A 24,824-nucleotide genomic window follows, 5' to 3' on the forward strand; every position below is an offset into this window, starting at 1 on the left:
CAAAATTGCCCTGCTTTGGCACAAAAAGTGTTCAAAGTAGGGCATAACTTTTTTTATAATCCATGACAAATCTACTTTTTTTTTACGAGAATCTTCTGGATGAGTCTTTTAGCCAAACAGATTTAGGAATTCTTTATAAGGCCATCCCTTTTGAGCAGTTATCCGCTACTATTCCCAGTCCCCGGGGTCTGGTTACCGGCCAGGGACGCAAGAGCTGGTTTGATGTCAGCGGAGGTATTGGACTGATGATCCTTAAGCACGTTATGGGCGTCAGTGACCGGATGCTGATCGATCGTATTAATACGGACTGGAGCATGCAGCTGTTTTGTGGCATCCGGCTCAGGCCCGGTGAGAGAATTAAGGATTCCAATCTTCCCAGCTGGTGGCGCAGTTATATCGGGCAATACCTGGATATGGATGCCATGCAGCAGTGCCTGGCGGGTTACTGGAAGCCCTGGATAAAAGATACAGCCTTTAGCTTTGAGGACGCCACATGTTATGAATCCTATATAGCCCATCCCACTGACTGCAAATTGCTGTGGGGTGCCTGTAAGGAAGTATATGCGTTGAATCAACTCTTTAGAAAACAGTTGAAATTACGTAAGAGCCGCAGTAACTACGAGAAACATAAAACCCTGTTCCTGAACTACCAGCGCTGCAGGAAAAAGAGCAGGCGTAAGGAACGTAAACTGCGTAAGCAGCTCTTAGGTTTTTTGTACCGCCTGCTGCAGCTTAACGATGAATTGCAGGCCCGCCCCGCAACTCATATCAGCAAGCGGAAAGCCACCCGCCTGAAGACGATACGTACCCTATACGAGCAACAGCATAACAAAGCTTTCGGGGATAGGAACCCACAGATCAAAGACCGGATCGTATCGATCAGCAAGCCCTACATCCGTCCCATTATCCGGGGCAAAGAAATAAAAGCTGTAGAGTTCGGAGCCAAGGTCAACAAGTTACAGGTAGACGGCATCAGTTTTATCCAACGACTGAGTTATGATGCCTTCAATGAAGGCACACAGCTGGTGGATACGATTTATCTGCACCGTAAACTTTTTGGGAAGTGCACGCATCATAGTGCCGATGCTATTTATGCCACTAATACCAACAGAAAGTATTGCCGTCAAAACAATATCACCACCAATTTTATTCCTAAAGGAAGGCAGAAGCCTGCTTTGGTTGAACAATCTAAAACGATGCGGGCAGCGCTGAACCGTCAAAGGAGCACGGTCCTGGAAGGAAGTTTTGGCAATGAGAAAAACCACTATCATTTAAACAAAATCAAAGCCAGGAACCAGTCTACCGAGACCTGCTGGATCTTCTTTGGCATCCTTACAGCAAACGCATCCATTATCAGCAAAAGAATGCAACAGGCGGCCGCACAGATTAAAAGCACAGCGGCCTAGAATTGGCACGCTTACCTTATCCAACCGGACTAAATAACAGGTCTAATGGCCTTGCTATGTCCCATCCACAAAAAAGCCTCTCTTTAATTCCTTTTTACAGAAAAAAGAGAGGCTTTATTATTTTAATACTTAATATGTAGCAACTCCTTTTCGAGTTTACAGGAACACCCTATTTAATTTTACACTTATTTCCTTATAACTGAGACCATCTATTTTCTTTTTCGATATTCATGAAATCAATTTATGCCAGGTCAAATCGTAAAAGCAAATTTTATCTGAATTACAGCCGGCAGAACTGAATAAAAGCAAAAGATGGTCAGGTATCAGCAACGTTTAAAAAAAATTTATTATCCTGACTCCGAAAATCCAGCAACCAATAATAAAAGCCATAAGGGCGGCTATCAGGACGGCGCCTGCGGCCAGATCTTTCACTAACCCTATTTTAGGATGCTGCTCCGGATGCAAATGATCGGCCAGTACCTCAATGGCAGTATTGATAATCTCAAGCGCCATCACCAAAGTAATACAGAATAAGATAATCAGCCATTCTATAGCCGTAATGTTCAGTAGTACCGCCAGCACAATAGCGATAATGGTTGCTGCGGAATGCAGCCACATGTTATGTTGGCTCTTAAATGCATACTGAATGCCTTTCCAGGCATACCGGAAAGATATCCCTCTTTTCTTCCAGGAAAAAGGCGTTTTACCTTTCAATTTCATGATTTTGGATGGGCTTTTTTATAAACTTCCTTGAGTTTTTCTATATTTGTATGAGTGTAGACTTGAGTGGCTGCCAGGCTGGCATGGCCAAGTAGTTCTTTTACGGCACTCAGATCTGCGCCTGCGCTAAGTAAATGCGTGGCAAAACTATGTCGTAAAATGTGCGGGCTTTTCTTTTTCAGATCCGTAACCTCAGCTACCATGTCGCGTACCATATTGTAGACTTTTTTGGCATACAGTGGTTTGCCATTATAGCCAGTTAATAGAACACTTTGCGGATTATGGACTTCGTGCTCAGGTATTTGTTTTTTTTCACAGGTATATTTTTCGATTAATGCCAATAAAGATGCGGCTACTGGGATCAATCTTTCTTTACCGCCCTTGCCCAAAACTTTTATTTGCTTAAGGCGATCATCAATGTCTTTTTCCTTTAATGCAATGAGTTCGCTGCGCCGGATACCGCATTCATAAAAAAGACAAATGGCCAGATAGGCGGTCAATTCAGTAAAATACTTCTTCCAGGCTCGTTTATCAAGCTTTTCACGGCTAGTAATACCCATGAAATGAGATATCTTATTCTGATCTAATGTTACCGTTTCCAATAAACCTTCTATCCTTGCCGGGTTTATTAATTCATCTGCTTCCTTCTCCTTTAAAAAAGAAGGCAGTCTTTTATTGATTTTTGGAAGCGTAATAGCTGTAAGTGGAGAAGACTTTATTAACTGTCTGCGTAATAAATATTTATAAAAGGACTTTAAGGAAGAGATTTTACGATGCAGGCTTTTATTACCGATTGGGTGATCCGCGTCGTTTTTTAATTTGACCATCCAGGAGCGCATGACAGGCGTCTTTACAACCTCAAAACTCAGTCCGGTATATTCAGTCGCCAGATAGTCAAAAAACTGATTTAAATCTGTCAGATAGGCTTTGACGGTATGTTCGGAGTACCGCTTTTCAAAACGAAGATAATCCAGAAATTGACTGACCGCCGCAACGGATCCTGCAGTGCCCTCATATGTTGGTGTTGACTGGTCCATAAAAAATTAGCCTTAAAGTTACTACTTTAAGGCTAAAATCTTATCGTTATTGATAATTGTGGGATTACTTCTCGATTTTGCCGGAAGCAATGTCTTGCTTGTAGATCGCTTTACGGACTTCCATACGACGTTTAATAGACGGCTTAGTGAAGTGCTGGCGTTCTCTTAATTGCAATAACGTCTTACTTTTCTCAAATTTCTTTTTATACTTTTTGAGCGCCTTATCGATGTTCTCACAATCTTTTGAATCAATAATCAACATAATTTTATATACCCCCTTTTGGTTAAAAGATGTGCAAATCTACATCTAAATTAAAGATTTGACAAGAAATGGAATGTCTTTTTACAGCTGTAAAATTATTTTGTATTGATTGTTAATTAGTTAAGATCAGGTAATCTACAGTTTTTAGAATCCCGATCTTATGAAAGAACAGGATCATCATTAGTAAAAAACAACTTATGCAGGGAAAATTGCTGCTTTCTTATCGAGTGTTTCTCTTTTTCCATGAGTCGCTTTTCTTATCTTATTCAGAATGCGGTTTATTTGGAGTAACTTTGCTGCTATGTTTACAGGTATTATAGAAACAGTTGCTCAAGTAAAAAAAGTGCAGTCGGCAGACGGTAACCTGGCCTTTTGGCTGGAATCTCCTATTGCATCTGAACTTAAAGTAGATCAAAGTGTTAGCCATGATGGGATCTGCCTGACGGTAGAAGCCATCGAGCAAAACCAATATAAGGTCACTGCTATAGAAGAAACCATTCGGAAAAGCAATATCAGCCAATGGCAACCCGGCAAAATGGTCAACGTTGAAAGGTGTATGACATTAGGAGGACGGTTGGATGGCCATATTGTACAGGGGCATGTGGATGCTACCGGTACCTGTGCAGCAGTAACGCCGCAAAACGGTAGTTATTTATACCGTTTTAGTTTTCCCAAAGCATTCAATCATCTGATCATAGAAAAGGGTTCTATAGCAGTCTCAGGAACTAGTCTGACTTGTTTTGATGTGACAGATGGCCAGTTTTCTGTAGCCATCATTCCTTATACCTATGCGCATACCAGCATCCGTCAGGTTATGGAAGGTGATCTCGTTAATCTGGAGTTTGATGTCATTGGCAAATATATTGCCCGGATGCAGACTTTTGCGGTGAATACCTCTCCAATTGTTTCAGCGGTCTGAGCCGGAAAAAATTACATTAACATTCATTATCATCTAATTCATTTTTTAAACATTACTCCTGCTATGCCAGAATTTTCCATTAATGATGCCATGAAAAACTTTATGCAAAAAAGTCGGCTAAAAAACGGTGTTAAGACTGCTGCTATTGAACAGGTATGGCTGGAGATAATGGGAGAAGTGATCGCTAAATATACCAGCAAGCTACAGATCATTAATCAGAAACTTTTTATTACTACCACTAATGGTCCGCTAAAAAGTGAATTAATGTTTCAAAAGCCGCTTATTATTGAGCGGATCAATGAAAAAATGGGACCGGGAACGGTCACTGAGGTGGTTATTAATTAAGATCTGTACATCTATGAAAAAAGGGTTAGCTCCTTTCTCTATTCAATTCAGCGACTAGTTGCTTACATAATTATTTATCCTCTGTATCCTGCGTGACGCTGTCTGCTAACAATCGTAAGCGGACCTTTTCCACCGAGCTTCTGAACATTTTAAGAATGGTGATCTCATAGCCATCTTGCTCCAGTACTTCACCTTCTACGGGTACACTGCCATGGCGGAAGGTAATCAATCCGGAAAGTGTGGAATAATCATCATCGTTGACAGGAAATTCCTTTGGCAGATATTCGTTGATATCTTCCAGTGTCTCATGGGACTGCACTAAAAAGCTTCCATCTGGTTGCTGTTCAACAATTGGCAGCTCTGCATCGTGCTCGTCCTGTATATCGCCCACCAGTTCCTCTAGGATATCTTCCATCGTTACAATCCCTGCCAGGTCTCCGTATTCGTCAGTTACAACGGCAATTTGCAGGTGATCTTTCTGGAAAGATTTTAGAATGTCCTTTATTTTCATAGAATCCGGAATATAGAAAACCGGCCGTAGGATCTTTTTGATATCCCTGGTCTTGCCTGCATTAACAAACTGCAGAATATCCTTTACGGTTAGAATACCCACCAACTCGTTGAGCGTATCTTTGTAGACTGGATAACGAGAATAGCCTTCGGCGACCACCGTATTGACGATTTCATCGAAACTGGTGTCGATATCCAGTGCGACAATATCCTTTCGGTGGGTCAGAATCTCTCTTACCCTTCTGGAGTCAAAGTCAAAGACGTTATTAATTAATTCCCGTTCAGAATCTTCTATGGCCCCCCCTTCTTCACTTTCAGTAATGATCATTTTAATTTCTTCTTCTGTATGGATATCCTGTTCCTTTACCGGCGAAATACCCAGCATCTTGAGGATCAGATTGGCCATAGAGTTCAGTAATAAAATAAAAGGTCTGAATATAAAATAGAATATCCTGAGCGGTACGGCTACCAATAAAGTGGTTTGAGCGGATTTACGTATCGCAATGGATTTAGGCGCCAGCTCACCAAATACAATATGCAGGATGGTGATCAGCACAAATGCTAATACGATGGCGATCTTGCTGGCAGTAGGTGTGCTGAGATCCACAGAGAATATATGGAAAAACTTTACGACCACGCCGGTCATGACACTTTCACCTACCCAACCAAGACCCAGGGAGGCCAGTGTTACACCCAACTGGGTGGCTGCCAGATAATTATCAAGATTATTGGTGACAATACGAGCTGTATTGACCAGTTTTTTAGAGGCGCCTTTTGTAGTAGTAATCTGGGAAGAACGAACTTTGACGATAGCAAATTCAGCAGCAACGAAAAAACCATTTAATAAAACCAGGAAAATGGTTAGTATTATTTTAAAAATGTCAACGGACTGCGAAGCCGGAGGTATATCAGAAATCATTGTTTTAAGTCATGTGAATAAATACAATATTACACAAATTGCCGCTAATAGTAAAAAATATTTGGTTAAACTGGGACGTAAATCAGGCAAAAAAGCTAAAACGGGTCAATGAATCATACCACCGCGGCTCACTTTAACTCGGTTATTCGCATATGGTTGGCTTTATAAATCATCTGCATAACTATCCTCGCCCGTATCAGTGTCTTCATCTTCCTCATTACCGCCTTCATTTTCAAAACCTTCTGCATTCTTATCCAGATCATATTTCTCTTCAATATCGATAAACTGATCCGACAGAATACTTTTGTTTCCGTATTGCTGCGGGCCGATACCTTCCGTGCGGCTAATATAAGGATAGGCTTTTCTGGGATCAGCATCCTTATTAATGCCGATAAGTTCCAACAGGAAGATCCAGTTTTTATCGAAATCATATTCATAGATAAAATGCTGATTGGTATCTTTAATTTCTGTGCCAATTACAGTGTCAGCCATGATCAATGGATCTACGCGGTATGGGCGATCGTATTTTTCCAGAGAAATCTGACGGCCGCGCTGCCAGTTTTCATTGCTTCTGTAAAAAGTCGCCTGATGTTTCTGATCAAAGGCGTAAGCCTGCAAAATGCAGGAATGCAGCTCTTGGAAAACTTGAGAGGTTTGGATAACAATATCTCTATAAATCCCGTTATCTTCCTCTACATATACCCTGAATTTCAATACGGCCATAATAACTCAGTTTAGAAATTGATTATAATACTTATCATAAATAAATTACCGTCAGTACACATAAGACTTGCACAAAAAGCCGGCCAGAGGTAAAGGTTTGGCAAGCTGTCAGGCCTGCAAGGGATTGGAAACGTATTATGGTGTCCGTTCCCCGTCAACTGGACGCAGCCCCAGCTCCTGCCCTTTTTTCAGCATCAGCTGGTAAGCTTCCTCATAGCTATTAGCGATCACTCCGTCTATAATGGATTCCCGAATATGATCTTTAATTATACCAACTTCCCTACCAGGGGAAATGCCGAAAGTCTGCATGATCAGATCGCCGGATACCGGAGGTTGCCAGTTTCGCATTTTGTCCGATTCTTCCACTTGTTCCATTCTTTTTCTGACCAGTTCGAAGTTGGCTCTAAAACGTTTTACTTTGGCGGCGTTTTTGCTGGTAATATCCGCTTCGCATAGGGTCATCAGATCATCAGTCTCTGCTCCCCCGTCAAATAATAACCTTCTTATAGCACTGTCTGTAATATTTTCCTTCGTGAGGCTGACCGGCCGCATATGCAGGCTGACCAGCTTCTGAACGTAGCGCATTTTCTCATTGAGCGGTAATTTTAGTTGGGCAAAGATCTTAGGTACCATTTTAGCTCCAACCATTTCATGCCCATGGAATGTCCAGCCATGGCCTTTCTCAAAACGCTTTGTAGCAGGTTTGCCAATGTCATGTAGCAATGCGGCCCATCTTAACCACAAATCTCTGGTGTGTGGGGCTATATTATCCAATACCTGTATACTGTGATAGAAGTTATCTTTATGGCCGATTCCATCCATATTCTCGGCACCCGCGAGAGCAGTAAGTTGTGGAAATATAATATCCAACAAACCGGTTCTAAACAAAAGGTCCCAACCAATTGACGGTTTAGTGGCGAGCATGATCTTATTGAGTTCATCGGCAATTCTTTCCCCGGAGATGATCCTGATTCTTTCTTTTTCCTTTATAATCCCTTCCAGAGCGGACTGCTCAATCGTAAACTGCAATTGAGTCGCAAAACGGATAGCTCTGAGCATTCTGAGCGGGTCATCGCTAAATGTTTTTGCGGGTTCCAGCGGCGTCCGGATCACCTTGAATTTGAGATCTGTCAAGCCGTTAAACGGGTCCTGAATGATGCCACTATCTGGGTACTTTGTACTGATCCGGGTATACAGCGTGTTGATTGTAAAGTCCCTTCTTTCCAGATCATCCTGCAAAGTGCCTGCCACCACATCCGGCTTGCGGCTATTTTCACTGTAACTTTCTTTACGGGCGCCTACAACTTCAATTTCCAGGTCGGGCAGCTTGATTTGTGCCGTCCCATATGTCTTGAACAGAGAAACGGGAGGCTTCGGCTGAAACCTTTCTGCGATCTTTCTGGCCAGCATAAGGCCATCGCCCACGGTCAGGAGATCGATATCCTTCGTAGGCCGCCCTAAGAGCTTATCTCTAAGATAGCCACCAATCAGGTAGACTTCCATGCCCAGCTCGTCGGAGGTGGCTGCCAGCTTGTTAAAGACGAATTGTTCCCTTTGCGAGACGGGAAAGTCAAAATCCATTCGATTCATAAATGAAAATTATAATTGATTGCTACAATACAATTATAATCAGTAGGTTAATATTCTATACTATTTGTCCGTTTCAGACCTTAATTTAATTTCAAAAGATTTAGGCCAGTTCTTACCCGTTACTACCAAGTTACCGGTGGCTTTATTATAGGCAATTCCGTTAAGAACACCCCCATCGTCTTCCGAGATTCCATTGTTTTTCCGAATATCGGTCAGATCATAGGTATGGACCACCTTACTGGTCGCAGGGTCAATCTTGACAATGCTTTTTGTCTGCCATACATTGGCAAATATAAATCCGTCTACATATTCCAGTTCATTGATTTGTGACAAAGGCCCATATTCTCCCTGGATATTCAAAGTCTTTATGACAGAAAAATCCGTTGGATTGACGTAATAAATATGGCTGCTGCCATCACTGAGGATAAGCTGTGTACCGTCAGTGGTCATGCCCCAGCCTTCTTTATTCCAACTGAACTCTTTTTCTTTTTTCAGCGTTTTAGCGTCATAGACGTAAACCACATGCTGTTGCCAGGTTAATTGGTAGATCTTTCCAGCTATTTCACTGATTCCTTCTCCAAAATCTTTCGCACTGAGTTTGATCTCCTGAAAGACCTTCCCTGTAGCCAGATCATAACAATAAAGCCGGGTAAGCCCAGGTTTATTCTCGGGGTTACCGGTACTTTCATAAACAGTGTCCCCTTTAAGGTAGTATCCTTCCGTAAAAGCAGTTGGGTCATGCGGATAAATCTTCACGACTGTATAGTCAGTTACCTTTTTCGGCGGCATAGCGGTGTCGTTGCCGGCGGAATCTCCTGAACTGTTACCACAGGCAATGGCCAGCAGCATTAACGGAAAAATAATATATTTTTTACGTGGCATATTTTTTCTGATTTTAAACCCTCTAATTAAAATAGTCGGTTACTTTAGCGTGCGCTAAATTCCCGATTAATTTTGCAAAAACCAAAATTAAGTCTTTATGGCATGCAGGTATGGATTTGTCATGCTTCTATGCTCAATCATTATCATTAACAGAGACTGCCACATTTTCCGGGATCTCCTCTACCTTTACTCTTGTAATGCCGGCTGGTCCCATAAAGTGGAGCTTTTCGGCCGCGGCTACAGAAAGATCGATGATCCGGCCTTTGCTGGCCATAGAGCGGTGCATCCGGTCATTGATATAAACAGTGACACTTTTGCCATTAGAAAGTCGGGTAACCCGAACCCAGGTGCGGAGCTTAAAAAAGTTGCTGGCAGCGGTGAGTTTACTATTGCGATAGCGGGTACCGATAGCCGTTTTCGTGCCATCCAGGCTCCGGCTATAATGTGTTGCCTTTCCATATACAATCTTTTGTCCGTCAGCTCCCCTTGTTATCTGCACAGATTTAGGGTGAGACTGGCCAAGACTGCTGATAGGCCTGATGGTTATACAGGCCGTTATAAACATAATAATAGCGGTGGCAGATTTGATCGTCATGAATTATATCACTTTAATGCTTTTGTGTTTTCAGGCGGTCTGGTTTGCCAGATCCACTTTATTTGGTTATTTTGGCCCAGATATTATCATTATTTGGGCAGATATAACAAACCGATGATGCATAGAATCCATACACAAAAAACTGCGCTACCCAACCGTTGCCGTACCGGGCTGTCAACTATGTCTGCAGTGACGACGGTATGGGGCTATCGGCACCTATATGCCTGCCTGTTGAGTATATGGATGCTCTTTCCGGTACTTAATGTCTTAAATGCCCAAACATACAAAATAAATAAATATGGTTTGAAAGTAATTGAAGATATTAAAGGGTACCGTACAAGAGTTAAAACCTATCCTAATTTGATACTCGAGCCATTGGCAGGCTTCGTCCCACACCTGAAAACTGATTTTGTGTACGCTACGCCACGTAATTTTACAGGTACAGTTCTTTACGAGGCGCCGGCAGCATATCTCAGGAGACCGGCAGCCATAGCTCTGAAAAAGATAGCTGTCCGTTTAGAAAAAATGGGATATGGCCTCCTGGTCTATGACGCCTATCGACCTTATAGTGTTACTGTCAAGATGTGGAAAGTGGTACCGGATGACCGCTATGCCGCTGACCCTCGGCATGGCAGTGGCCATAACAGAGGGCTCTCGGTTGACCTTACCCTGTATGACCTTATAACCGGTAAGACAGTTCCGATGCCAACGCCGTTTGATGATTTTACCCAGAAAGCGCATCAGGATTATAAGGATTTACCCTATAAAGTTTTGAAAAACAGGGAGTTGTTAAAAAAGGTGATGATGGAAGGTGGGTTCAAACCGTTGAGAACGGAATGGTGGCATTTTTCCTATCCAGGTAGTAATAACCTATATTATTTAATGGACCTGCCTTTTGATGCTCTTTAAACCTGCTGCTGCGATAAGCATCTAATTTTAGCGGTTAAACTAACAGATGTTCAAAAGTTTTTTTGAATATAGCGCAGGGGCGCCTATCTTTGGCAACCTTACCCTGGTTAAAGTTAATCCGGGTTGTTTTTTTGCTTATAGCGGCTAAACGGCAGTACAATGTAATAGCCCGTTTATATCAATCAAACAATAACAATTATTATATCTAAACCAATCAAAGAGAACAATGAAAAGAACGTTTCTTTCAGCTTTTGCGGTGCTCCTGACGGTATCCATGGCTACTGCGCAAGTGAACCTGGTTAACAAAGCGAGTGAAAATGCAACAGATGCTGCAAAACAAGGATTCCAGTTTACAAACGTGATTGATCTTTCAACCACTCCTGTTGAGAATCAAGGCTCTTCCGGCACTTGTTGGAGTTATTCTGCTAATTCCTTCCTGGAATCAGAAATGATCAAAAACGGCCAGGCACCTATTCACCTTTCCAAAATCTATACAGTCCGTCAGGCTTATATGGAAAAGGCCAATGCTTATGTGCTGATGCAGGGTGGTCTGAACTGGGGAGATGGCGGTGAAGGGCATGATGTGATTAATATGTATGCTAAATACGGAACACTGCCAGAATCAGTCTATACAGGTTTGGTTCATGGGAAAAAGATTAATCATTTCGGTCCAATGCAAAAGAAACTGAAAGCATTACTGGATTCTGTAATCGCTATTAAAGGACAGATCGATCCGGCTGCCTGGAAGGCCGAATTCAAAAAGATCCTGGATGATAGTCTGGGTGCCGTGCCTGAGTCTTTTCAATATAACGGTAAGACATATACCCCGGAAACCTTCGCTAAAGAAGTCGCTCATCTTGATGCAAATAATTACGTAGAGTTTATTTCTCAGACTTCGACACCATATTATCAGAAAGCGATGATGATGGCCTCTGATAACTGGGCTTATCAGTGGGATTACAACATCACGCCTAAAGACATGACTGATATTATTGATAATGCCCTGAAAAATGGTTATACAGTAGGCTGGGGTGCGGATGTTTCTGAGCCTTATTTTAGCTGGCCAAACGGCGTGGCTTTTGTACCTCAAAATGCCCAGGCATTAGAGGGTAAAAAGCTGACCCGTGATGAGAAGGCTGCCATTTATAACGGTGACCGCACAGAATTGAATGTGACTCCTGAACTGCGCCAAAAAGGTCTGGAAGATTACACAACTACTGATGATCATGGTATGCATATCGTTGGAATGGCTAAAGACCAGGATGGCAAAGAGTTTTATATTGTAAAGAATTCATGGGGAACCAAAAACGATTACAAAGGTTTCCTATATGTGTCCAAAGCCTATGTTCAGTATAAGACCACTTCTATGCTGGTGAATAAAAAGGCAGTGCCTAAAGGACTAGCAAAGAAAATGTCCTTATAATTAAATTGTGGCAGTGGAATCATAATTGAAATTGGTGTACATCTTTTTCAATTTTAAAAGATAAGGCCTGTTGTGATATATTTCGCGGCAGGCCTTGCCTTTTTATGGCAACTAGATACAACATTGCAGTTGATTTAGCGTATTTTTACTCCACCGGTGCAGATCAAGACATCTACACCCATGATTCTTTTAACTTTTATATTTGTTTATAACAATGGCCTCCTCCATAACCCCGGACCGCACAAAAGAATGGCAATTAAAAAAGCATAAAACCCTCGCGACTTTTTGTCTGGTCCTGATGGCCGTAATCTATCTTTTGATGGTCTTTATGATGAAAAAAAGCCCTCAGGCTTGGATGGGCTTTGTGCGCGCCTTTGCGGAGGCCGGCGTTGTGGGAGCCCTGGCAGACTGGTTTGCGGTGACGGCTCTTTTTCATCATCCCATGGGTCTGCCCATCCCGCATACCAACCTGATAGAAAGGAGAAAGGCTGCTATTGGCAGCAATCTTGGTGGTTTTGTGGTAGATAATTTTTTAAACCCCGCTGCTTTGCGGCCCTATTTTGAAAAGCTGGACGTGGCAACCATGGCGGGCAATTATCTGGCTGCCTCGGGCAATCGCAGCCTGTTATTGGAAGAAATAATGAAGATGGCCACAGAACTGTTGGAAAATACAGACGATGAAGCGGCTGCCGGGTTTCTGAAAGACAAAGGACAGGATTTACTAGAGACGGTCCGGTTAGGCCCAACCTTGGGTAGTGCGCTGGATATGCTGGTCGCGCAGGGACAAGACCAGCGTTTAATGGATTATCTCTTGGAGAAGCTGAAAATCTATATCGCAGAAAATGAAGATCTGGTACGGGCCCGTGTGAAAAAAGAAAGCGGTTTTCTGGTCCCGGGTTTTGTCGACAATATGCTGGCGAATCGCATTACGGTTGGGCTGGCCAATTATGTACATGAGATCCACGAAACGCCCGATCATCCTTTGAGAAAAGAGATACGTGGCCGGTTAAGTGCTCTTTCATCCGACTTAAGGCACACTGATAAATATGAGGCTGATCTTCAGCAGCTGAAAGCCGGATTGATTTCGCCTTCACAACTGCAGGGGTATGCCATGATGGCCTGGCAATACCTCAAGGATATGCTGCTGCAAGAGCTTAGCTATCATCCCAAGAGCGGACAAACAACCAAGCTGTCCCGTTATATCGATCGCCAGATCTTAGAACTTTCTGATCGCCTGAAAACGGACGCCACAATGGCCGAAAAGGTTAACAATTGGACCCGGATCAATGCTTACCGGTTAACTTTACGTAACAGGCAACGTGTCGGAGAACTCATCAGCAGGACGGTGGGCGGCTGGCAGGGAAAGGATCTGAGCGAAAAACTGGAGCTGGAGGTCGGTAAAGACCTCCAGTTTATCCGTATCAACGGAACGGTTGTCGGTGGTTTGGTCGGTCTTTTGATTTATTCGCTTACATTGTTATTATAGGTCCTTGTTACAAAAAAGACATCTGCCCTTGAGAATCGTTAATTTTTCAAAGACAGATGCTGTTAATGAGTGCAATCCGACAAAATGATTAGGTTATATGCTGAAGCAGGGCCAGCCTGTATGCAATAAAAAATATTTAGTGCATCGCTGCGCTCATATCCATTTTCTTTTTACTGTTTTTGACCATCAATACGAAAGGTACACAGATCAGGAACATCATACCGATATATAAGAAGACATCCATGTAAGAGAGGATCGCCACTTGTTTCATAATCATTCCGTCCACTGCTTTATAGGCCGCTTCCCGGGCCTGGTTAAGGGCCATTCCCTTATGGGTGAACATGGCTACCAGGCTTTCATATTTTTGTTGGAAAATACCATTGGCCGGATTTGTGTTCCCTACCATGTCAGTGCGGTAGCTAAATGATTGACGGGTCATAAAGGTCGTAATCAAGGCTACTCCGAAAGATCCGCCAAGCTGGCGGGCCATACCGGTAAAGGAAGCGCCTTCGCCAATGGATTTGCCCGTCAGGGTTGAGAGCGCCAATGTGGTTATCGGAATAAAGATCATACTCAGGGCAAAGCCACGCAGCATGAGCATCCAGAAAAAATCATAAAAACCGGTAAAAGGTGTCAGGATTCTATAGCCCCACAGGCTGTATACAAAGAACAGGACAAACCCCAGGGAAATCAATAATTGCTGTTTCACGCCTTTTTGCATCAGCACACCGATAATAGGCATCATAATCGCCGTCACGACCGCTGAAGGCACCATGATCAGCCCTGCCTGATAGGCCGTCCAGCCCAGGATATTCTGTAAGTACAGCGGAATAATGAAGGTAGAACCATAAAGACCAAAACCTAATATAAATGTCAGAATCGTTCCGATAGCCAGGTTTTTATCTTTGAGTACTCTCAGGTTAACAATGGGATTTTTTGCCACAGACTCCCGCCATATAAAGAAGTAGAACATGATTGCGGATATGACCGAACAGATAAGAATGATTTCTGAGCTGAACCAATCTTCCTCCTGTCCTTTCTCCAGTACGAACTGCAGACAACCAACGGCCATCATCAGGAAAAATATGCCAAACCAGTCCACCTCCCGGGCAGTTTTCTTTTGACCATATTTGGGACTGCGGACAAATTTAAGGGTCATAATCGCCGCGGCGATACCAATGGGGATGTTAACAAAAAAGATATAAGGCCAACTATAGGTCTCCACCAGATAACCACCCAACGGGGGCCCCAGCGTAGGGCCAACAATGACTCCCAGGCCGTAAATAGCCTGCGCCATTCCTCTTTTTTCGATGGGGAAGACCTCGGTAATAATGGTTTGGGAGGTCACCAGTAAGGCACCGCCTCCTACCCCTTGCAGGAACCGGAATAAGATCAGTTCCCAAAGGGTGGTTGCGTTACCGCAGAAAAAAGAACAGGCCGTGAACAGAATCACCGAAGCGGCAAAATAGTTTCTGCGACCAAACTGCTGACTCAACCAGCTGGTCATCGGTATAATAATCACATTACCGATGGCATAAGCCGTAATCACCCAACCAATCTCACTTAAAGTCGCTCCAAGGTTTCCCTTCATATCATTGAGCGCTACGTTAACGATGGTGGTATCCACGATTTCAAGCAAGGCACAGAGAATGGCTGTAATGACAATCACCACTCTCCTGGCGCCATATTCAACTAAAGAATCCTGCGGGTTTTGAATTTGGCTTGTATTACTCATTGTAAATTATCATCTTTTAAACAAAAATGGGCCAGCGGCACTGCTATAGAAATAACCAGATTCAACGTCGCAGAAAGGCAACTGGGTTGTCTTGAGCGCTATTCCTGTCGCGCCGGCCTCTCGCAACGGGTGAACATCGCGCAAACGTCCATTTTCAAATATTAGTTACCGGAAGTCAATAAGACATCCACATCTACACTCATACCAGAACTCAGCATCTGTAAGGTAGAGTCAGACACCCCGGTCAGGTCGATCCGAACAGGAATACGCTGAACGACTTTAATAAAGTTACCGGACGCGTTGTCAGGCGGCAACAGGGCCATTTTGGCACCGGTCGCAGGTGATATAGACGAAACTTTTCCTTTGATATTCATATCGGGATAAGCGTCTACATGTATTTCCACGTCCTGTCCTTTGCGGATACGCGTCATTTGTGTTTCTTTAAAATTGGCAACGACCCATCTTTTCAAATTAGGAACGATCTCAAAAAGCGCCTGCCCGGCTGCAACGAACTGACCCGGCTGCAGGTTTACGGTACCGACTTGCCCGTCGACAGAAGCCGTAATGACCGTATAGGACAAATTGAGCTTTGCGGCGTCGATAGAAGCCTGCGCCTGTTTAATCTTCGCTTGGGCGGAAGTGACCTGGCTGGACGAGACAGACTTTTGAGAAGCAACTGCTGCCACGTTTTTAGCGGCCGCATTTTTTTGGGCTTGCAGGATATCCAATTGTTTTTCTGCTAATTCCTTGGTCGCCTTTGCCTCTTCAAATTGTTGCTGTGTAATGGTATGGTCCTTAATTAAATTACTATAACGTTCGAAATCACTATTGGCACGCCAGAGTTTCACTTTGGCAGCTTCAATCTGCGCATCCACGGTTTCTATAGAAGTTCTGGAACTCACAATATTGCTTTGCGCAACGCCTATACCGGCACTGGCAACATCGACACCGCTTTGAGCAGTGGCTAGCCCGGCATTTGCATTTTCCAGAGCAATCTGAAAGTCACGATCATCCAGGATAACCAGCGTGTCTCCTTTATGAACATATTGATGGTCTTTGACCAATACGTTTTTAATATAGCCGGAAACATGAGGTATTACAGGACTGATATCACTGGAAATCTGCGCATCATCTGTTTCTTCATGTTTTTGCGCATGTAAAAAAGCTATTACGCCGTAAATGATACCTGCTACGACCAGTATGGAGAAAATGATCGCAAATAGGGCGTTTGATTTTTTCTTGGGTTTGGTTGATGTATTGTTATTTTCCTGAGACATTTTTCTCGCTTTATGATTATTAATGATTAGCTAAACTGTCTGGCTTTCCCGTTATAAAGCCTTCTTTATTATTTTAATTGGTGGCTGTGGATAAATTGTGAACCCGTTTATTCAGAACGCCAACGGTTTCATAGATCTTATTATATGCGACAGCCGCATCAGCTTTTGCGTTGGCCATATTGATCCGTGCCTGCAGCTGGGCGACATCCGCATCAAATAGTTCTGTAGCCGTCGCCAGGGCATTATCGTATTTGTTTTTAGTAATACGATAGTTTTCTTCAGCCTGTTCAATGGCCTTTTGCAATACATCTAATTTTTTTAATTGATGGGTGTAATTGTTATAGGCCTGGAAAACCTCGGTTTGAATATCATCGTCGAGCTCTGCCCTTTTGATCTCCTGGATACGCTCTTGCGTTTTTGCGGACCGCTCTTTCGCACCATTCTTATATAAAGCACCCAGATCATAACTCACGCCTACGCCCACATTAATAGCATTATAGAGACTGAGAGCCTTAGGAACATTTGCAGCGACATAGCCGCCGGTTAGCGCAATAGTGGGGTACTTGTTACCTTGTACTGCTTTTGTATTATAGGCAGCGGCCTGGCTTCTTTCCACGGTGGCCAGGTAGTCAAACCGGTTGGAACGTGCCAGTTCAATTAATTCAGAAAGGCTCTCCACGGAGGCTGGCGTACCCACCTGGGTAGTGTCTACCTGGATATTTGTGCTGTCGTCCAAACCCAACATGAGATTAAAATTAAAGTTGGTGATTTTACGGTTATTCTGGGCATCCAAAACGGCGAGCTCCATGTTACTTTGCTGTAACTCTGCTTTCATCAAGTCGTTTCTGGCAATAATACCGTTGGCTTCTAAATTGGAGAAATCTTTTACACGTTGTTCAGCCGTACGCAGATTTTCCTTAACCAGTTTCAATTGCGCATCTGCTTTGTATAGATTATAGTACGCATTGATAATATTCTGAACAACGGCTTCTTTTTCATTTTTTGCATCCAGCTTCGTAGCATTTGCCAGATATTCAGCGCTTTTTATGGAATTGGAGATCTTGCCACCTGCATACAAAGGCATCGAAGCGCTGAGCATACCATATACAGCCTGGTTCACTTTAGGAAAGCTGCTGGAGGAACTTTCTTCTTCAGCTGAACCTGCATCGTTGTTGTCCTGATTAAACTTAAGGTCTAAATGGGGCTGTGCCAGATATAAATAAGCTCCACTAACCTTGAGGTCGGGTAATTTAGCGTCTCTGGATTGCTGTAAACTGGCTTCGGCCTGCTGTACGGCAGCATCAGAAAGCAACAGCTTTTTACTATGCCCGAGGCCTAGCTCAATGGCCTCATTCAGGCTTAGGCTTTTTGTTGGTTGTTGGGCCCATAAAATAGCAGGTACAGTAGCCAGCGCCATCAAATATCCCGCTTTTTTAAATGTTTGATTCATCTAAAATTTGTTTTACAATTCAGTTGTGTCGAGTATTATTCCTGTTTTGTTTCTGGCGGTGTTTTTAATAAATACACGTGGATCAACGATTTCAGGTGGTCAATTACTCTTTTTTTAATTTTCGGATTTTCAAAAGGGTCTCCGTATTGGGGTGTTGGCTCAAAGATCAGATTACAGATCGTTCGGGACAGGAATACGTGATTAATGGTGCCCATGATTGAGGAGACCACTAGTCCGTTATCGACTTTATTGAACTCTCCGTTTTTAACGCCTTCTTCTAATATGCTTCTTAGAATGGCGCCGTTCTTTTTGAAAATATTACCGATCGCAATATTGAGTTCGGGCCTTTTGTTTAGCATCACCTCATTTTGCAATACCTTATGAAAGTGTCTTTTTTCCAATACTTTCGCTACCTGCATTTCAATAATCCGATCCATTTTCTGTATAGCACTCATGCTTGGATCCTGTGCCAATTCTTCCAATTCTTTACGGGCTTTTTCTGAACGTCCTTCTACTATGGCCTCAAAGAGCTTTTCTTTACTGCCAAAGTAATAATTGATCATGGCGATGTTTACGCCAGCGGCGCTGGCTAAATCCCGCATGGAAGTGCCTTCAAAGCCGTTTTTTGAAAATAGCTCTATGGCTACATTAATAATATGAGATTTTTTGTCTGACATATCCCAATTCCTTTCTTTTGCTTTTGAAGATGCAAAATTAAACAATTGTTTAAATCAATCAAACATTTGTTTAATTATTTTTGATTTTTTTTTAATTTTACGCCGAATAATAATATACAATATATTGATAATAAATATATTGTATATTATTATAGGTTTGAATTACCGGTTATATAATCGGCCTGAGGCAGCGCAACGGGCAGGCACCCCGCTTATAAATAGATTTAGGAGTTGTTGCAAACGACTGCAGTTGCGCTGCAATTAGGCTACTTGATGGCGCTGATGTATTTTTAGGTCAAATTATAGCATTAAAAGATGGATTCAAAGGATATTACATCATTAGACCGGACATCGATGGAGCTCAACAGGATCAGCAAAGACGAGGGGCTTAGTGAAGCATTTATGAAACTGGTGAACATCATGGATGAACTCAGGGAGAAATGCCCTTGGGATAAGGAACAAACGGTTGATACGCTGCGGGCAATGACCCTGGAAGAAATATATGAACTCACAGAAGCGATTGATGAAAAGAACTGGAAAGACATTAAGGGTGAATTAGGGGATATTTTGCTGCATTTACTTTTCTATGCCCGGATCGGCAAGGAACTACAGGTGTTTAGCCTGGTTGATGTCATAGAGGCAATAAGCAACAAGATGATTCGACGCCACCCTCATATATACGGCGATGTTCGCGTGGAGAACTCGGAAGATGTTAAACGTAACTGGCAGAAAATTAAACAAGATAAAGAAAAAGCCGCGATCTTGAGTGGTGTCCCAAACGCGCTGCCATCTATGATTAAGGCGGCCAGGATTCAGGAAAAGGCGCGCCAGGCCGGATTTGACTGGCCTGAGGGCGATACAAAGGCCGTTTATGACAAAGTGCAGGAGGAAATGCAGGAATTATTAGAGGCGGAAAAAGCGGAAGACCCGGCAGCCATGGAAGAAGAATTAGGAGATGTTTTTTTCTCACTCATTAATTATGCACGTTTTTTGAAGCTGGATCCCGATAAAGCACTGGAAGGCTGCAACAGAAAATTCATCAACCGGTTTAATTTGATGGAAAGGCTGGCAGAAGAAAGAGGCCGCCGTATTACGGATGCGGATCTGCACTTTGATGAGATGAACAATTTATGGAATGAAGCTAAACAAATATTAAAAGAAAAGAAGCGGTAGTCTTGAACCCGCCAACCTTCGGTAGAGTATAGAGGCGATCTTATGATATGATAACCACGCTACGAAAAGCAATATTTAAACAGGGCTATTCTCTGATCATAGCCGCATGGATGTTTACACTTTCCTTTGTGATAAGCAATTATTGGGCATTTAATGCTTCTCCGCAAAAAGTTAAACAGAGCTTTGAATCCTATCTGGCCAGACAGGAACAGGATTTTGAGTATCTGACGACCACGACTTCTTCTTTAAAGCAGTTGTTAAGCAGGACATCCGATAAATCATCCCTTAAACTGCTGGACAAAGATTATGGCCTTTTTGTCTATTCGATCACGGATAGTACCCCTCCACAGGAGATTTACTGGAATACCTTCAATATGAATGTCAGTCAGTCAGATCTACGATTACCGGATGGCTACTACCCTATCCGTGCCAATAACGGGCTGTTTGAAATGCTGAAAAAGACCATACCTACGAAAAATGGCGATTTTCTCGTCGTAGCAATGGTGCCTATCCGCTGGACCTATTTTATAGAAAGCAAATATTTTAGGAATAGTTTTGCCCATGCACCGGACCTGGAAGGGATGTATTATGTCGACAGGTCAGGTGGAGGAGAACCGATATACAATTCTAAAGGGCAGGAGGTCTTTAAATTAAGTAAGTATGCCCAGAACCCGGATCAGCATCCCAGTATGACTTCCCTTATCTTCAAATTGCTGGGTATTTTGTTTGTGCTCATCTTTATCAATGGTATCATAGGTGAAATTACACTGATCAAAGGCTTTTATAAAGGAGCCTTTTGGCTATTGATTACAGTGGTTTTGCTTAGATTTATGACCTACTGGCTGCCGATTCCGTTTAATTACCGGAGTTATGAACTCTTCAGCCCTATTATCTATGCTTCTAATATGCTGCATTCCTCTCTCGGAGATTTGCTCATTAACACCCTGTTGTTTTTTTGGATTACTTTTTTTATTAAATACAGGCACACCAAGGTAGGGATCAGGCATCAGCAGTTGATCAGGAAATATACTAAGGTCATAGCCGTAGCTGCTTTATTTATATTTGCACTCTGTACCATGAATATGGTCAGCATTGTCTCCAGCCTGGTCAGAGATTCAAAGATTCCTATAAATGTGGCGGACTTTTTTAATTTGAATATCTATACTGTTGTAACGTTCGTAATCCTGACATTTATTACCCTAAGCTTTTTTAATCTTTCCTATTTTTTGCACCTGCCGGCTGTTAACGCGGGATTCGGACTTTACGAAAGAATGGCTATTGTAGTGATCAGCGGTTTGATATTGGTTTCTTTTGGGGTCAGCTCAGATATGGTGAATATCAAAATTTTCACTCTGCTATGGATGGTGCTTTATTTACTAATCCTTCAATACCGCTGGGAGGATCTGCCCCGGCCCTTGGTGGCTTCGAGATATTTTTTATTCTGGGTGATGTTTTTTGCCGCTACCTTCACGGCAATATTGCAGTTTACCAATAACAGAAGACAGGAAGAGAAAAAGAGATATGCTGAAGCATTGGCCTTACAGGCAGACAATGCCGGTGAGAACCTGGTAAAGATGGCCATCAGTAATTTTACTAATTTTTTCTGGAACGACAACTTTAACCGGCTTTATGAAGACGGCGATAATCGCTTTGTCAAAGACAGTCTCATTATGGCCAATTTTTCTGGGTTTTTGAACAAATTCAATACCCGGATCTACACCTTTGACAAAAACAGAGAACCTTTATTTAATGGCGACTCTTCTTCTTTTGGTTTACTTAATGCCCTAGTGAGTAATAGCAAGCCGTCTAATGTTACAGACCTGTATATCCACGGATCGGAGTCGGATAATTTCAACTATATTTATCGAAAGGAGATTACCAGTGTTTTTAATAATGCGGTGATGGGCTATCTTTTTGTCGTATTGTCACCAAGAAAATATGTCAATAACAATCTCTCGCTAGAGCTATTGAATAATCCGGTTATTGTAACAGGGCAGATACCGCAGAACTATTCTTACGCGGTATATAAGGACCGTCAGATATTCTCTAACAGTAAAGACTTTGAGTTTTCGGACTCACTCTCTGCACAGCAAATACCAAAAAAAGAATTTAAACAGATCAATAATTTTAAAGTTAAGGAGCTGTGGTATAACGCGGGAAACCATACTACTGTTGTTATTACTGAGAAAAATAACGATCTTTTAAATACTATTACATTATTCGCCTATATTTTTTCATCTTTTGTGGTGGTGATCGTCCTATTGAAGCTATCAGGTTTTATTATTCAGTCAAGATTTAAATGGAAGTTGATTAAAAGTGGTCTAAATTTTAATATCCGTTTTCAGGTGCACGCCACTTTGATCTTTATTAGTTTATTCTCGTTTATTATTATCGGGATTTCAACGATCTCCTTTTTTATCAGCCGTTTTAATAAAAGTAACAAAGATAAGCTGATGCAATCGACTCAGATACTGGCTGGTGAAATTGAAGAAAGTCTGAGCCAGGAGTTGCCATTTAATATGCAGACTCCCAACGATTTAGATGCTTTTTATAATAGTACAGTAGTGGCACAAAGGGTGATTGAACTAGCGAATCTGAATAAGCAGGATGTCAACCTCTATGACAGGAATGGCAATCTTGAGGCCTCTTCTCAACCCTATATATTTAACGAAAATATCGTCAGCAATAAGATGCATCCAAAGGCTTTTGAGGCATTGCATTTAAAACACAGAATTAAATTCTTCCAGCAGGAAACTATCGGCAAGCTTAAATACTTAAGTATATATGTGCCATTATACGGTAAAAATAAACAGGTATTTGGCTATTTGAATACCCCTGCGTTGAATTCTCAATATGAACTGGATCAGGAAATTTCCAGCTTTCTGGTGACGATTATCAATTTAAATGCGCTCATATTTCTTTTGGCCGGAGCTGTGGCCAGCCTGCTTACTTTTAGGATTACACAGTCTTTCTCTGTCATTAAAGAGGATATGCGGAAGATTAATCTGGGTATTGAAAATGAGGAAATACAATGGGATCGAAATGATGAGATCGGAGATCTCGTACAGGAATATAATATCATGGTGCGTAAATTAGGAGAAAGTGCAAGAGCACTGGCCAGAAGTGAACGTGAAGGCGCCTGGAAAGAGATGGCTCGCCAAGTTGCTCATGAAATTAAAAACCCCCTAACGCCTATGAAACTGAGCCTGCAGTTTTTACAGCGTTCTGCCCAGAATTCCGATGCGGATATTCATTCGCTTTCCAAGCGCGTGTCTGACATGCTCATAGAACAGATTGATCAACTGGCTAAGATCGCCAGCGATTTTTCTCAGTTTGCCAACATTCACCATGCTAAACCTGAAACGTTTACGATCGAAGAAATTATTGCGCCTTTACTCTTGTTATATAATACGGAAGATGGTATTGAGGTGATTTATACGCCTTCTGCAGAGAAAAACAGTGTCCGGGCTGATAAGGTACAGCTCAGACGCGTCTTTACCAACTTGATCAAGAATGCCATGGAAGCGTCGGAACAAATGGACCGTTTTACCGTAAGGATTGAAGAGCAGAGGGTTGAAAAAAACGTGTTGGTTACCGTTGCTGACAAAGGAATGGGTATTACAAAAGAACAAGCGAGCCGGATCTTTGTACCCAACTTTACAACCAAGACCTCCGGTACAGGGTTGGGGCTTGCTATCTGTAAGGGTATCGTTGAAAATGCAGGTGGACAAATCTGGTTTGAAAGTGAGGCCGAAAAAGGAACAACATTTTATGTAACGCTGCCTCTTTACGAGGAACCAGAAGAAGACATTATGGAAAGCTAATCACCAAGTGACGATTGTTACAGCTGATATTCAAAGTAAAATTCCTGCAGAATATCGGTTTTTTCTTCCTGGGCGCGGGCTTCCGCTTCCCACTTATTTTGAAAATATCCTTTACGAAGGCTCTCTGCAAGATACATCACCAAAAAACGAATGTAACCGTAAGTCATAAATTGCCGTACATGGGCGAGCTCATGCGCGACCCAACGCTCGTTGGCTAAAAAACCACCGGGTGTGCTATGCGATAAATAGATGGTTTTATAAACAGTGAGCGCCACATCTTTTTGCCGGATACACTTGCAGGCAATTTTCGCCAGCAAGGCGTTTTGCCGGATCCGGACACGGATTTTTTCTGTCGCCGTGTCTGTTGAATCAGATAAATAAGGAACGAGTTCCATGCGTTATAGATAGATGCCGAATTCTGGCGCTGGCGTGTGAGCTTTACGTATCGAAACAGAAAATCTTCTGCATTGCGCCTCCCTTCATAACAACTCCGGTTGCATAAATAATGAAACCAGAAGTAATGGAGCTAATTTAATTTAGAAGGCGTGATCAAATCAAATGCCGGAATCGGAACTGCAAACTGATCTTTGGTGTTTTGATTTTCCATCAGATATTCTCCATGCATTCTTCCCATTTCTGAATTTAGGCTGCACCCGCTCACATATTGATAGGCTGCCCCAGGTTCTATATAGGGCTGGGCTCCCACGACTCCCTCTCCTTTAACTTCCTGGGTCGTGCCATTGGAATCAAATATATGCCAGTGTCGATTGAGCAATCGCACGACAAAGGGATTATGGTTTTCAATAGTAATCCTGTAGGCAAATAAATATTCATTTACCAGGGGACTACTTTGATCCGGCTGAAAAAAGGTCTCTACATTAATTTTTATGCCCTGTGATATTTGGTAGGTCATCTTTTTAGGGGTATTTACACTCAAATATAATACAATAAAGATAACGCAT

Annotated in this window: 22 protein-coding genes; 8 read left to right on the forward strand and 14 right to left on the reverse strand. The window is 42.5% G+C overall.

The genetic code is table 11. The features are described from left to right. Positions 1-62 precede the first annotated feature (62 nt). Positions 63-1,406, forward strand: a complete 1,344-nt coding sequence (locus K9M52_RS17425) for a transposase (RefSeq protein WP_224069717.1) — start codon at positions 63-65, stop codon at positions 1,404-1,406. A gap of 333 nt (positions 1,407-1,739) precedes the next feature. Here K9M52_RS17425 and K9M52_RS17430 read toward each other — a convergent pair whose 3' ends face one another. The 3 genes from K9M52_RS17430 to rpsU all read right to left on the reverse strand — a co-directional run bounded on the left by K9M52_RS17430 (position 1,740) and on the right by rpsU (position 3,425). Then, positions 1,740-2,126 (reverse strand): diacylglycerol kinase family protein, encoded by a 387-nt coding sequence (locus K9M52_RS17430; protein WP_224069718.1) that lies wholly within the window; start codon positions 2,124-2,126, stop codon positions 1,740-1,742. Beyond that, positions 2,123-3,163 (reverse strand): tyrosine-type recombinase/integrase, encoded by a 1,041-nt coding sequence (locus tag K9M52_RS17435; protein WP_224069719.1) that lies wholly within the window; start codon positions 3,161-3,163, stop codon positions 2,123-2,125. The genes K9M52_RS17430 and K9M52_RS17435 overlap by 4 nt, the downstream gene beginning before the upstream one ends. Before the next feature lie 64 nt (positions 3,164-3,227). Then, positions 3,228-3,425: a 30S ribosomal protein S21 gene (gene rpsU / locus K9M52_RS17440; RefSeq protein ID WP_224069720.1), complete on the reverse strand. Its 198-nt coding sequence runs from the start codon at positions 3,423-3,425 to the stop codon at positions 3,228-3,230. A 301-nt stretch (positions 3,426-3,726) separates the two neighbouring features. On the opposite strand from rpsU, the gene K9M52_RS17445 reads away from it, so the two are divergent. Together K9M52_RS17445 and K9M52_RS17450 are read left to right on the forward strand one after the other, a co-directional pair. Next, positions 3,727-4,344 (forward strand): riboflavin synthase, encoded by a 618-nt coding sequence (locus K9M52_RS17445; protein WP_224069721.1) that lies wholly within the window; start codon positions 3,727-3,729, stop codon positions 4,342-4,344. Between the two features lie 63 nt (positions 4,345-4,407). Beyond that, a complete protein-coding gene (locus K9M52_RS17450; RefSeq protein ID WP_224069722.1) occupies positions 4,408-4,689 on the forward strand; it encodes a DUF721 domain-containing protein in 282 nt (93 codons plus the stop codon). Positions 4,690-4,759: 70 nt separating this feature from the next. On the opposite strand, the gene K9M52_RS17455 is transcribed toward K9M52_RS17450, so the two are convergent. From K9M52_RS17455 to K9M52_RS17475, 5 genes are all read right to left on the reverse strand, one after another. Beyond that, positions 4,760-6,118, reverse strand: coding sequence for a hemolysin family protein (locus tag K9M52_RS17455; protein ID WP_224069723.1), 1,359 nt, complete (start codon positions 6,116-6,118; stop codon positions 4,760-4,762). A 162-nt stretch (positions 6,119-6,280) separates the two neighbouring features. Further along, a complete protein-coding gene (locus tag K9M52_RS17460) occupies positions 6,281-6,841 on the reverse strand; it encodes a plasmid pRiA4b ORF-3 family protein (RefSeq protein WP_224069724.1) in 561 nt (186 codons plus the stop codon). A gap of 135 nt (positions 6,842-6,976) precedes the next feature. Beyond that, entirely contained in the window at positions 6,977-8,431 is a 1,455-nt protein-coding gene (locus K9M52_RS17465) for a CCA tRNA nucleotidyltransferase (protein WP_224069725.1), read from the reverse strand. Between the two features lie 60 nt (positions 8,432-8,491). Then, positions 8,492-9,313 (reverse strand): glutaminyl-peptide cyclotransferase, encoded by an 822-nt coding sequence (locus tag K9M52_RS17470; protein ID WP_224069726.1) that lies wholly within the window; start codon positions 9,311-9,313, stop codon positions 8,492-8,494. Between the two features lie 133 nt (positions 9,314-9,446). Then, complete coding sequence (locus K9M52_RS17475) at positions 9,447-9,908, reverse strand: septal ring lytic transglycosylase RlpA family protein (protein ID WP_224069727.1); 462 nt, start codon at positions 9,906-9,908, stop codon at positions 9,447-9,449. 114 nt (positions 9,909-10,022) lie between these two features. Here K9M52_RS17475 and K9M52_RS17480 point away from each other — a divergent pair, with 114 nt between their 5' ends. The 3 genes from K9M52_RS17480 (at position 10,023) to K9M52_RS17490 (ending at position 13,726) form a co-directional block, all read left to right on the forward strand. After that, entirely contained in the window at positions 10,023-10,817 is a 795-nt protein-coding gene (locus K9M52_RS17480) for a M15 family metallopeptidase (protein ID WP_224069728.1), read from the forward strand. Positions 10,818-11,043: 226 nt separating this feature from the next. Next, positions 11,044-12,240, forward strand: a complete 1,197-nt coding sequence (locus tag K9M52_RS17485; protein WP_224069729.1) for a C1 family peptidase — start codon at positions 11,044-11,046, stop codon at positions 12,238-12,240. 202 nt (positions 12,241-12,442) lie between these two features. Next, positions 12,443-13,726, forward strand: coding sequence for a DUF445 domain-containing protein (locus K9M52_RS17490; RefSeq protein ID WP_224069730.1), 1,284 nt, complete (start codon positions 12,443-12,445; stop codon positions 13,724-13,726). Between the two features lie 136 nt (positions 13,727-13,862). On the opposite strand, the gene K9M52_RS17495 is transcribed toward K9M52_RS17490, so the two are convergent. The 4 genes from K9M52_RS17495 to K9M52_RS17510 form a co-directional block, all read right to left on the reverse strand. Then, entirely contained in the window at positions 13,863-15,461 is a 1,599-nt protein-coding gene (locus tag K9M52_RS17495; RefSeq protein WP_224069731.1) for a DHA2 family efflux MFS transporter permease subunit, read from the reverse strand. A 161-nt stretch (positions 15,462-15,622) separates the two neighbouring features. After that, on the reverse strand, positions 15,623-16,738 hold the full coding sequence (locus tag K9M52_RS17500) for an HlyD family secretion protein (RefSeq protein WP_224069732.1): 1,116 nt from the start codon (positions 16,736-16,738) through the stop codon (positions 15,623-15,625). A 73-nt stretch (positions 16,739-16,811) separates the two neighbouring features. Beyond that, positions 16,812-18,188 carry a TolC family protein gene (locus K9M52_RS17505; protein ID WP_224069733.1) on the reverse strand — a complete coding sequence of 459 codons (1,377 nt, stop codon included), beginning with the start codon at positions 18,186-18,188 and terminating at the stop codon, positions 16,812-16,814. 35 nt (positions 18,189-18,223) lie between these two features. Continuing rightward, positions 18,224-18,865 carry a TetR/AcrR family transcriptional regulator gene (locus K9M52_RS17510; RefSeq protein ID WP_224069734.1) on the reverse strand — a complete coding sequence of 214 codons (642 nt, stop codon included), beginning with the start codon at positions 18,863-18,865 and terminating at the stop codon, positions 18,224-18,226. A 315-nt stretch (positions 18,866-19,180) separates the two neighbouring features. Between K9M52_RS17510 and mazG the strand changes: the two genes are divergently transcribed. Continuing rightward, positions 19,181-20,038 carry a nucleoside triphosphate pyrophosphohydrolase gene (mazG, locus tag K9M52_RS17515; protein ID WP_224069735.1) on the forward strand — a complete coding sequence of 286 codons (858 nt, stop codon included), beginning with the start codon at positions 19,181-19,183 and terminating at the stop codon, positions 20,036-20,038. 47 nt (positions 20,039-20,085) lie between these two features. Further along, positions 20,086-23,862: a sensor histidine kinase gene (locus tag K9M52_RS17520; RefSeq protein ID WP_224069736.1), complete on the forward strand. Its 3,777-nt coding sequence runs from the start codon at positions 20,086-20,088 to the stop codon at positions 23,860-23,862. Positions 23,863-23,879: 17 nt separating this feature from the next. Here the strand turns inward: K9M52_RS17520 and K9M52_RS17525 are convergent, their stop codons facing one another. Beyond that, positions 23,880-24,257 (reverse strand): DUF4157 domain-containing protein, encoded by a 378-nt coding sequence (locus K9M52_RS17525; RefSeq protein WP_224069737.1) that lies wholly within the window; start codon positions 24,255-24,257, stop codon positions 23,880-23,882. A gap of 131 nt (positions 24,258-24,388) precedes the next feature. Further along, entirely contained in the window at positions 24,389-24,775 is a 387-nt protein-coding gene (gene apaG, locus K9M52_RS17530; RefSeq protein ID WP_224069738.1) for a Co2+/Mg2+ efflux protein ApaG, read from the reverse strand. Positions 24,776-24,824 lie beyond the last annotated feature (49 nt).

The organism is Arachidicoccus terrestris (genome assembly GCF_020042345.1).
Lineage (GTDB): Bacteria > Bacteroidota > Bacteroidia > Chitinophagales > Chitinophagaceae > Arachidicoccus > Arachidicoccus terrestris.

Excerpts from the sequence above, each read along its gene's own strand:
- K9M52_RS17425 (WP_224069717.1), top strand. The coding sequence starts at position 63 with ATGACAAATCTACTTTTTTTTTACGAGAATCTTCTGGATGAGTCTTTT.
- K9M52_RS17430 (WP_224069718.1), bottom strand. The coding sequence starts at position 2,126 with ATGAAATTGAAAGGTAAAACGCCTTTTTCCTGGAAGAAAAGAGGGATA.
- K9M52_RS17435 (WP_224069719.1), bottom strand. The coding sequence starts at position 3,163 with ATGGACCAGTCAACACCAACATATGAGGGCACTGCAGGATCCGTTGCG.
- rpsU (WP_224069720.1), bottom strand. The coding sequence starts at position 3,425 with ATGTTGATTATTGATTCAAAAGATTGTGAGAACATCGATAAGGCGCTC.
- K9M52_RS17445 (WP_224069721.1), top strand. The coding sequence starts at position 3,727 with ATGTTTACAGGTATTATAGAAACAGTTGCTCAAGTAAAAAAAGTGCAG.
- K9M52_RS17450 (WP_224069722.1), top strand. The coding sequence starts at position 4,408 with ATGCCAGAATTTTCCATTAATGATGCCATGAAAAACTTTATGCAAAAA.
- K9M52_RS17455 (WP_224069723.1), bottom strand. The coding sequence starts at position 6,118 with ATGATTTCTGATATACCTCCGGCTTCGCAGTCCGTTGACATTTTTAAA.
- K9M52_RS17460 (WP_224069724.1), bottom strand. The coding sequence starts at position 6,841 with ATGGCCGTATTGAAATTCAGGGTATATGTAGAGGAAGATAACGGGATT.
- K9M52_RS17465 (WP_224069725.1), bottom strand. The coding sequence starts at position 8,431 with ATGAATCGAATGGATTTTGACTTTCCCGTCTCGCAAAGGGAACAATTC.
- K9M52_RS17470 (WP_224069726.1), bottom strand. The coding sequence starts at position 9,313 with ATGCCACGTAAAAAATATATTATTTTTCCGTTAATGCTGCTGGCCATT.
- K9M52_RS17475 (WP_224069727.1), bottom strand. The coding sequence starts at position 9,908 with ATGACGATCAAATCTGCCACCGCTATTATTATGTTTATAACGGCCTGT.
- K9M52_RS17480 (WP_224069728.1), top strand. The coding sequence starts at position 10,023 with ATGATGCATAGAATCCATACACAAAAAACTGCGCTACCCAACCGTTGC.
- K9M52_RS17485 (WP_224069729.1), top strand. The coding sequence starts at position 11,044 with ATGAAAAGAACGTTTCTTTCAGCTTTTGCGGTGCTCCTGACGGTATCC.
- K9M52_RS17495 (WP_224069731.1), bottom strand. The coding sequence starts at position 15,461 with ATGAGTAATACAAGCCAAATTCAAAACCCGCAGGATTCTTTAGTTGAA.
- K9M52_RS17500 (WP_224069732.1), bottom strand. The coding sequence starts at position 16,738 with ATGTCTCAGGAAAATAACAATACATCAACCAAACCCAAGAAAAAATCA.
- K9M52_RS17505 (WP_224069733.1), bottom strand. The coding sequence starts at position 18,188 with ATGAATCAAACATTTAAAAAAGCGGGATATTTGATGGCGCTGGCTACT.
- K9M52_RS17510 (WP_224069734.1), bottom strand. The coding sequence starts at position 18,865 with ATGTCAGACAAAAAATCTCATATTATTAATGTAGCCATAGAGCTATTT.
- mazG (WP_224069735.1), top strand. The coding sequence starts at position 19,181 with ATGGATTCAAAGGATATTACATCATTAGACCGGACATCGATGGAGCTC.
- K9M52_RS17520 (WP_224069736.1), top strand. The coding sequence starts at position 20,086 with ATGATAACCACGCTACGAAAAGCAATATTTAAACAGGGCTATTCTCTG.
- K9M52_RS17525 (WP_224069737.1), bottom strand. The coding sequence starts at position 24,257 with ATGGAACTCGTTCCTTATTTATCTGATTCAACAGACACGGCGACAGAA.
- apaG (WP_224069738.1), bottom strand. The coding sequence starts at position 24,775 with ATGACCTACCAAATATCACAGGGCATAAAAATTAATGTAGAGACCTTT.